The organism is Catenulispora pinistramenti (assembly GCF_018274385.1).
Taxonomy (GTDB): domain Bacteria; phylum Actinomycetota; class Actinomycetes; order Streptomycetales; family Catenulisporaceae; genus Catenulispora; species Catenulispora pinistramenti.
In genome coordinates, this window is record NZ_JAAFYZ010000144.1 from 18,660 (window position 1) to 27,351 (window position 8,692).

7 protein-coding genes and 1 pseudogene are annotated in these 8,692 nt (G+C 69.7%); 7 read left to right on the forward strand and 1 reads right to left on the reverse strand.

Annotated elements, in window-relative coordinates; genetic code table 11:
* Positions 1 to 54: 54 nt before the first annotated feature.
* The 7 genes and pseudogenes from KGQ19_RS32270 to KGQ19_RS32300 all read left to right on the forward strand — a co-directional run bounded on the left by KGQ19_RS32270 (position 55) and on the right by KGQ19_RS32300 (position 6,836).
* Entirely contained in the window at positions 55 to 939 is an 885-nt protein-coding gene (locus KGQ19_RS32270) for an SGNH/GDSL hydrolase family protein (RefSeq protein WP_212016253.1), read from the forward strand.
* Between the two features lie 262 nt (positions 940 to 1,201).
* Positions 1,202 to 2,167 (forward strand): annotated as a pseudogene (gene whiA / locus KGQ19_RS32275) (DNA-binding protein WhiA); the annotation flags it as partial.
* 304 nt (positions 2,168 to 2,471) lie between these two features.
* The gene (gene gap / locus KGQ19_RS32280; protein ID WP_212016280.1) at positions 2,472 to 3,497 is read left to right on the forward strand and encodes a type I glyceraldehyde-3-phosphate dehydrogenase; all 1,026 of its coding nucleotides are present in this window, start codon (positions 2,472 to 2,474) and stop codon (positions 3,495 to 3,497) included.
* Between the two features lie 86 nt (positions 3,498 to 3,583).
* Positions 3,584 to 4,777: a phosphoglycerate kinase gene (locus KGQ19_RS32285; RefSeq protein ID WP_212016282.1), complete on the forward strand. Its 1,194-nt coding sequence runs from the start codon at positions 3,584 to 3,586 to the stop codon at positions 4,775 to 4,777.
* 6 nt (positions 4,778 to 4,783) lie between these two features.
* A complete protein-coding gene (gene tpiA / locus KGQ19_RS32290) occupies positions 4,784 to 5,575 on the forward strand; it encodes a triose-phosphate isomerase (protein WP_212016284.1) in 792 nt (263 codons plus the stop codon).
* A gap of 86 nt (positions 5,576 to 5,661) precedes the next feature.
* A complete protein-coding gene (gene secG, locus KGQ19_RS51325) occupies positions 5,662 to 5,907 on the forward strand; it encodes a preprotein translocase subunit SecG (protein WP_194897199.1) in 246 nt (81 codons plus the stop codon).
* 137 nt (positions 5,908 to 6,044) lie between these two features.
* Positions 6,045 to 6,836 (forward strand): MerR family transcriptional regulator, encoded by a 792-nt coding sequence (locus KGQ19_RS32300; protein ID WP_212016285.1) that lies wholly within the window; start codon positions 6,045 to 6,047, stop codon positions 6,834 to 6,836.
* A 76-nt stretch (positions 6,837 to 6,912) separates the two neighbouring features.
* On the opposite strand, the gene KGQ19_RS32305 is transcribed toward KGQ19_RS32300, so the two are convergent.
* Positions 6,913 to 7,674 (reverse strand): alpha/beta fold hydrolase, encoded by a 762-nt coding sequence (locus KGQ19_RS32305; protein ID WP_212016287.1) that lies wholly within the window; start codon positions 7,672 to 7,674, stop codon positions 6,913 to 6,915.
* Positions 7,675 to 8,692 lie beyond the last annotated feature (1,018 nt).

Here is an 8,692-nt window from a genome sequence, read left to right on the forward strand (position 1 = left end):
AGCATACTGACTGGTCGGTAACACGGGTGTACCAGTCTTTATGAGGGGTCTGCCATGCTGCGCTCGCCGAAACTCCGCAGGACTGTCTTCTCCGCCGCCTTGGCGCTCGCCGCCGCGGCTGCCGTCACGGTCACGGCACCGGCCCAGGCCGGCGCCGCCGGGTTCCACAAGTACGTGGCGCTCGGGGACTCCTACACCGCGGTCGGCAACCTGCTGGAATCGGCAGGCGGGCCGCTGGGCTGCTTCCGCAGCAGCGTGAACTTCCCGCACGACCTGGCCGCCGAACTGCACATCAGCAACCTGGCCGACGCCTCCTGCGGCGGCGCCGTCACCGCCGACATGACCGGCCCGCAGTCGGTCATCGGCGGCACCAACCCGGCGCAGTTCGACGCGCTGACCCCGGACACCGACCTGGTGACCGTCGGCATCGGCGGCAACGACATCGGGTTCGGCGACATCGTGACGACCTGCGGCGAGCTGTCGGTGTCGAACGTCTTCGGCGACCCGTGCCACCAGCACTTCACCTCCGGCGGCACCGACCAGCTCGCGGCCCGGATCGACGCGCTGGCGCCGACGATCGGGAACGTGCTGCAGGGGATCCACCAGCGCGCCCCGCACGCCACGGTCGTGGTCGTCGGCTACCTGCCGGTCCTGCCGGCCGCCGGCGGCTGCTGGCCGAGCGTGCCGGTCGCGGTCGGCGACGTGCCGTGGCTGCACGGGATCCAGCAGAAGCTGAACGACATGCTCGCGCAGGAGGCCGCGGAGAACGGGGCACTGAGCGTGAACCCGAACGGCGTGACCGGGCGCGACGCCTGTCAGTGGCCCTGGACCCGGTGGGTGGAGCCGGTGATCCCGGCCCAGCCCGCGGCTCCGGTGCACCCGAACCCGGCCGGGCAGCAGGCCGTGGCGAACATGATTGCCGGGCGCCTGGGCAGCTGAAGCGGGCGCGGGTCGGTGGCCGGGCGCGTTTCGGGCCCGGAACCACTGACCACCCCCACACCGTCTATCCGATAAGACCCGACCCGCACATCGCGCCGCGTTTGCCCCGTTAGGCCGAACGAGCGTCATCCAACCTCGTGAATGCCGCTCGCGGAAGCACCCGGCGCCGCTGTGTGTTGGCTAGGGTGGACCGGCAACGCAGAACGGTTCCAGCTCGGTACTCTGAGCTGCGAGGACAGGCGAAAAAAGGGGTAGCGGCGCAATGGCGATGACGGCGGCGGTCAAGGACGAGCTGAGCCGCCTGGCGGTGACCAAGCCCTGCTGCCGCAAGGCCGAGGTGGCCTCGGTGTTCCGGTACGGCGGCTCCCTGCACATCGTCTCGGGGCGGATCGCCATCGAGGCCGAGCTCGACACCGGGGCCGCGGCCCGGCGCCTGCGCAAGGACATCTGGGAGGTCTACTCGCACCGCGCCGAGCTGGTCATCCAGTCGCCCGGGGGCCTGCGCCGCGGGCACCGCTACCAGCTGCGGGTGAGCGCCGGCGGGGAGGCGATGGCCCGGCAGATCGGGATGGTCGACGGGCAGGGGCGCCCGGCCTTCGGGCTGCCGCCGTACCTGGTCAACGGCCCGCTGTGCGACTGCGAGGCGGTGTGGCGCGGGGCCTTCCTGGCGCACGGCAGCCTCACCGAGCCCGGCCGCAGCTCGGCGCTGGAGATCAACTGCCCGAACATGGAGTCGGCGATCGCGCTGGCCGGGGCCGCGCGCCGGCTCGGCATCCCCGGCGCGAAGCACCGCGAGGTGCGCGGCAGCGATCGGGTGGTCCTGCGCGACGGCGACGCGATCAGCGCGCTGCTCACCCGGCTCGGCGCCCACGAGGCGGTGCTGGCCTGGGAGGAGCGGCGGATGCGGCGCGAGGTGCGGGCCACCGCCAACCGGCTGGCCAACTTCGACGACGCCAATCTGCGCCGCAGCGCCCGCGCGGCGGTCGCGGCCGGGGCCCGGGTCTCGCGGGCGCTGGAGATCCTGGGCGAGGACGCCCCCGAGCACCTGGCCGCCGCCGGCCGGCTGCGCCTGGACCACAAGCAGGCCTCGCTGGAGGAGTTGGGCACGCTGGCCGACCCGCCGCTGACCAAGGACGCCATCGCCGGGCGGATCCGCCGGCTGTTGGCGATGGCCGACCGGCGGGCGTTCGAGTTGGGGGTGGACGGCACCGACATCCCCGTCACGCAGGCATTCGGACTACAGTCCGTTTCGCTGCGGGAGGAGTCGGCCGGGCCGCGCCTGGGCGTCCCGGCGCAGGCCGGGGCCTACTCCGTCGAGCTGAGCGGTCAGACGTCCGACGACCTACCGACGAGTACGGATTCTGCGATCGTCTCGCAGGTCGGGCCGGGTGCGATGTCTTCTCCGGGTTCGCGATAGGCTCGTGATCGTGCGCGGCTCGCATCTGGACTAACCAGCGAATCGCCACCTTATGCGTCGACGCTCGTCCGGGTGTGAACAAGGCGCCCGGCAACCTGAAGGGAGCCCTGCGACAGTGACCGTCCGGGTAGGCATCAACGGATTCGGCCGCATCGGCCGCAACTTCTTCCACGCGATCGTCGCCTCCGGTGCTGACGTCGAGGTCGTGGGGATCAACGACCTCGCTGCCGCCCCGATCCTGGCGCACTTCCTGAAGTACGACTCGATCCTGGGCCGGTTCGACGGCACCATCGAGGCCACCGACGGCGAACTCGTCGTCAACGGCAAGGCCATCAAGGTGCTCTCCGAGCGCGACCCCGCGGCGCTGCCGTGGAAGGAACTCGGCGTGGACGTGGTCGTGGAGTCCACCGGCCTGTTCACCAACGGCGACGACGCGCGCAAGCACATCGAGGCCGGGGCCAAGAAGGTCATCATCTCCGCGCCCGCGACCAATGACGACGTCACCATCGTGATGGGCGTCAACCAGGACAAGTACGACGCGGCGAACCACGCCATCATCTCCAACGCGTCCTGCACCACGAACTGCCTGGCCCCGCTGGTCAAGGTCCTGCTCGACGAGTTCGGCATCGAGCGCGGCTACATGACCACGGTCCACGCCTACACCACCGAGCAGCAGCTGCTCGACCAGATCGCGCTGACCCGCAAGGGCACCATCGACCTGCGCCGCGCCCGCAGCGCCCCGCAGTCGATCATCCCCACCTCCACCGGCGCGGCCAAGGCCATCGGCCTGGTCATCCCGGAGGTCAAGGGCAAGCTCGACGGCTTCGCGATGCGGGTGCCGGTGCCCACCGGCTCGGTCACCGACCTGACGGTCGACCTGGGCCGGGAGACCACCAAGGAAGAGATCAACGCGGCGTTCAAGAAGGCCGCCGAGACCGGCCCGCTCAAGGGCTTCCTGAAGTACACCGAGGACGAGATCGTCTCCCGCGACATCGTCACCGACCCGCACAGCTGCATCTTCGACAGCAAGCTGACGATGGCCAACGGCAACCAGGTGAAGGTCGTCGGCTGGTACGACAACGAGTGGGGTTACTCCAACCGCCTCGTGGACCTGGTCGCGTACGTCGGCGCCTCGCTGTAGCCCGCTGTAGCCGCACCCAGAACCCGTGCCCGCACGAGTCCCGTCTCCGGGCTCGTGCGGGTTCTTCGTTGAAAGAAGAAGAATCTATGAAGACCCTCGACGACCTCGACGTCGCCGGTAAGAAGGTCCTGCTGCGCTCGGACCTGAACGTCCCGCTGGACGGGGACCGCATCACCGACGACGGCCGGATCCGGGCCTCGGTCCCGACCATCAACGCGCTGCTGGACAAGGGCGCCAAGGTGATCATCGCCGCGCACCTGGGCCGCCCGAAGGGTGAGCCGGACCCGAAGTACAGCCTGGCCCCGGTGGCCAAGCGGCTCGGCGAGCTGCTGGACGTCCCGGTCACCTTCGCCACCGACACCGTCGGCCCCTCGGCGCAGGCCGCCGTGGCCGCGATGCCGGAGCGCTCGGTGGTGCTGCTGGAGAACGTCCGGTTCAACGCCGGCGAGACGGCCAAGGACGACGCCGCCCGCGGCGCGTTCGCCGCCGAGCTCGCGGCCCTGGCCGAGGTGTTCGTCTCCGACGGCTTCGGCGCGGTGCACCGCAAGCACGCCTCGGTCTACGACATCGCCAAGCTCCTGCCGGCCGGCGCCGGCCTGCTGATCCAGGCCGAGCTCGCCGTGCTGAAGAAGCTCACCGACGACGTCGCGCGCCCCTACGCCGTGGTGCTGGGCGGCTCGAAGGTCTCCGACAAGCTCGCGGTGATCGCGAAGCTGCTGGAGCGGGCCGACAGCATCCTGGTCGGCGGCGGCATGGTCTTCACCTTCCTGAAGGCGCAGGGCTACGAGGTCGGCAGGTCGCTGCTGGAGGAGGACCAGATCGAGACGGTGCGCGGCTACCTGCGGCGCGCGGCCGAGCGCGGCGTGGAGTTCGTGCTCCCGATCGACATCATCGCGGCCACCGAGTTCTCCGCCAGCGCCGACCACGAGGTGGTCTCGGCCTCGGAGATCCCGGCCGACCGACTGGGCCTGGACATCGGCCCGGAGTCCGGGAAGCTGTTCGCCAACAAGCTCTCGCACGCCAGGACCGTGTTCTGGAACGGCCCGATGGGCGTGTTCGAGATGGAGCCGTACGCCGGCGGGACCCGCGCGGTCGCCCAGGGCCTGATCGACTCCGGCGCGTTCACCGTGGTCGGCGGGGGCGACTCGGCCGCCGCGGTGCGTCAGCTGGGCTTCGACGAGTCCTCGTTCGGCCACATCTCCACCGGCGGCGGGGCGAGCCTGGAATACCTGGAGGGCAAGAAGCTGCCGGGTCTGGACGTCCTCGAGGAAGGGAACTGAGTCCTCATGGTTGAGCGCAAACCGCTTATGGCGGGAAACTGGAAGATGAACCTCAACCACCTGGAGGCGATGAAGCACGTCCAGGAGCTGGCGTTCTCGCTGAACGACAAGGACTACGACGCGGTCGACGTCGCGGTCCTGGTCCCGTTCACCGACATCCGCTCGGTCCAGACCCTGGTGCAGGGCGACAAGCTGCGGATCCAGTACGGCGCGCAGGACGTCTCCGAGCACCCCAAGGGTGCCTACACCGGTGACATCTCCGCGGCGATGCTGGCCAAGCTGGACTGCCAGTACGTGGTGGTCGGGCACTCCGAGCGCCGGCAGTACCACGGCGAGAACGACGCGCTGGTCGCGGCCAAGGCCGTGGCGGCCCGCAAGCACGGCATCACGCCGATCGTCTGTGTCGGCGAGCACCTGGACGTCCGCAAGGCGGGCACGCACGTCAACCACTGCGTGGAGCAGACCCGCGGCTCACTGGCCGGGCTGAGCGCCGAGCAGGTCCAGGCCTCGGTCATCGCCTACGAGCCGGTCTGGGCGATCGGCACCGGCGAGGTCGCGACCCCGGAGGACGCGCAGGAGGTGTGCGGGGCGATCCGCGCCGAGCTGGCCGCGCTGTTCGACGAGAGCGTCGCGGAGAACACGCGGATCCTCTACGGCGGCTCGGTGAAGGGCGCCAACGCCGCCGAGCTGATGGCGCAGCCGGACATCGACGGCGCGCTGGTGGGCGGGGCGTCGCTGGACGCGGCCGACTTCACGCGGATCGTTCGGTTCCGGGACTCTGCTGTTGCCGCTGGCTGAGCACCGGTTCCATTGCGTAAGGTATGGGGCGGGGTGCTCTGGCATCCCGTCCCTGTCCTTATCCGAAAAGCGAGTGGACCGCCGAAGTGACTCTTTACCAGTGGATCGTCGCTGCAATCCTGGCCCTGACCAGCCTGTTGCTCATCATGTCGGTGCTCCTGCACAAGGGTAAGGGCGGTGGCCTGTCCGACATGTTCGGCGGCGGCGTGTCCGGCGGCCTGCAGGGCTCCTCGGTGGTGGAACGGAACCTGGACCGGATCAGCGTCGTCCTGTCGATCGTCTGGATCACCTGCATCGTGGCCCTCGGGCTGATGTACAAGCACAACTTCTAGGCGCGGCACCAGCGCAGATCCATGGATCTGCGGGCGTCCGACCGGACTTGTTTCCGGGCGGGCGCCTTTTTTGTCGGGCCGGGCGTCGGGCATCGCGGCTTGACCCTCACACCGCGTAAGGGCTCACAGTGGACGGCATGGACGAGGAGTACACGGTGGGCAGCGCCGCCGAACTGGCCGGATTGTCGGTGCGGACGCTGCGCTATTACGACGAGATCGGGCTGGCCCGGCCCAGCAGCCGCAGCCCCGGCGGTTACCGGCTGTACACCGAAACCGACTTGGCGGTGCTCCAGCGCGTCGCCTTCTACCGGGAGCTGGGGCTGGAGATCGGTGACATCGCCGAGATCCTGGGCGATGCCGAGGCCACCGACGAGGACCACCTGCGGCGCCAGCGCGAGCTGATCGAGCAGCGCGTCTCCCGCTTCCGCGCCATGCTGGCGCTGATCGACAAGGAGCCGGCAGCCCGAGCCGCGGGGATCGCTTTGACCCCGGCCGAACGGCGCACGGTGTTCGGCGAGGGCCGCTTCCTGGACCGGCTGATGGACCACGCCGAACAGACCCGGCAGCAGTGGGGCGACACGCCCGAACACGCCGAGCGGCAACGCCGCACCGCGCGCTACGGCGAACAGGACTGGCTGCGGCTGCGGACCGAACTGGCGGCCATCAACCAGGCCCTGGCCGACGCCATGGCGTGGGGCGTCCCGGCCACGGACCCGGCGGCGATGGAACTGGCGGAGCAGCTGCGGCTGCACACCGTCCAGTGGTTCCACGACTGCGGCTACGAGAGCCACCGCGAGTTGGCCGAGCACTACCGTGCGAACCGGCGCAGTGGGCGCAACTACGACGAGATGGTGCCGGGGCTGTCGCGCTACGTACACGACGCGATCGTCGCGAACTGTGAGCGGGCCGCGGCGGCGACGCCTGGCTGACCCGCCGCGCCGGTCACGTTCGGCCGGGCCGCCGAATGGGTGCGCTCTGGAGGCCCTACCAGCCCCGCCGTCTCGATCAGTCGCCGTCGCCGAGGAAGCCCAGCATCGCGGCCAGGAACTCCGGACTGCCCGCGGCCTGTTCGTGATTGCCGGGCACGGACACCTTGGTCGCCCGCGGCAGGGCCGCGACCAGCGCGTCCACCGACTCCGCCCGCTCATCCCCGGTGCCCATCACCACCAACGTCGGCACCTGAACCCGCGCGAGGTCCTCCACCGGAGTCGGCGCCAGCGATTCCAGGGCATGCAGCAGCGCCACGGGATCCTGGTCCCCGGAGCGGAACCACCTGGCGAACCGCTCGTCCGCCGACCCGGCCTCGAGCGGCCCGGTCGCATCCACGATCCGCCGCAGCATCCTGCCCACCCCGCCACCGAACCCCAACACCTGCTGCATCCCCTGCCCGCCGGCCACCGCGCGACCCGGACCGGCGCCTCGCACCAGGAGCCGGATCACGATACGGGCCCCGAGCGAGTAGCCGCCGAGGTCGTAGTCATCGAGGCCGAGGTGCTTCAGGAGCGCGAAGGTGTCATCAGTCAGGACGTCGGCCGGGTAGAAAGCGGCGTCCCGCGGCTTGGCGCTCCTGCCGTGCCCACGGAAGTCGGGCAGGATCACGCGGCGGCCACGGTCGGCGAACGCCTCGGCGTGGCCGTGGTGCAGCCACTGGGTGCCGTCTCCGAGGGCACCGTGGAGCAGGATCAGGGGTCTGCCTTCGCCTACTTCGCGGTAGGCGAGGCGCGTGCTGTCGGGAGCGGGGAAGTAGGACACTGCGGGTTCGGGCATATGGCGGAGCGTATACGTGGCGGGCTGGGATCGGGGTCGGCTCCTTCGGTTCGAATGGTGGGTTTTGGTTTTGGGGCTTGCGGTTGGTGTGTGGTTAAAGGCTATTTTTACGGCCTTCGGTCATAGTTGTGCCGGTTCGGGGTTCGGGTCGGCGAGTCTGTGTGTTGGCTGCCGGTTTTCGCGTTCACAACCCCGCCCCACCTCAGGCCTCTTCAACTCCGGCAAGTCGGAGCAAGGGCAAGAGCCAGATCAAAGACCAGATCAACAGCAAGATCAAAAACTGTGGTGAAGGGCCGGGCCTCCGGCGGGCCTCGGCAACCTCAGGGAAACTTGCGCGGTTCCCTCGGGTGGCTGGGTGAGTCTCAGCGGCTGCGGTTCCTGAGGTGGTGCGGTCCGTTCCCCTCGGTCGCGTCGTCAGCCCGGGGGGTACAGCACCGGTGTCCGGGGGTAAAGTCCGCGCGCTGCGGTCGGGTGTGTGAGCTGCGGTTTCGTATGGCGCGAACTTGACCCCCGGCCACCGGCACTGTAGGCGAAGCCCTGCCGACGCGACCGAGGGGAACGAACCGAAAACCAGCCGGAGAAGTACAAAACGGGGGGTGCGGGTACCGGCAACTCGGCGAGTTCGGCCGCCCGTCAGGATGCTGACATCGCGGCAGCCCCGGAGTGCGCATTCTGCGCTGGCGGGTGCGGTCGCAGACGTGGGCGCGGGCTCGTCTGGCTGCCAAGATGGCTGCCGCCGGATGACAGATAGACCTGGCCACCAAGGCACACCGCCTACCGCACCCGGGCATATTTCTCGACCAACTAACCACCGGCCCGCCACCAAGGCCTCACCGGCAGCCGCATCGCTGACCTGCGTCTTCGTTCCTTGCGATTGCCATTCTTCCGGTCGGTTTTCGGTTCGTTCCCCTCGGTCGCGTCGGCAGGGCTTCGCCTACAGTGCCGGTGGCCAATGCCGCGTAGTTAAGGTTTTGGTGGGGGTGTCAAGGTGGTGTGGCGGTGTAGGTGCCGGGTGCGG

Bases quoted from the DNA above. Each gene is read 5' to 3' on its own strand.
- KGQ19_RS32270 (WP_212016253.1), top strand. From the start codon at position 55: ATGCTGCGCTCGCCGAAACTCCGCAGGACTGTCTTCTCCGCCGCCTTG.
- KGQ19_RS32285 (WP_212016282.1), top strand. From the start codon at position 3,584: ATGAAGACCCTCGACGACCTCGACGTCGCCGGTAAGAAGGTCCTGCTG.
- tpiA (WP_212016284.1), top strand. From the start codon at position 4,784: ATGGTTGAGCGCAAACCGCTTATGGCGGGAAACTGGAAGATGAACCTC.
- KGQ19_RS32300 (WP_212016285.1), top strand. From the start codon at position 6,045: ATGGACGAGGAGTACACGGTGGGCAGCGCCGCCGAACTGGCCGGATTG.
- KGQ19_RS32305 (WP_212016287.1), bottom strand. From the start codon at position 7,674: ATGCCCGAACCCGCAGTGTCCTACTTCCCCGCTCCCGACAGCACGCGC.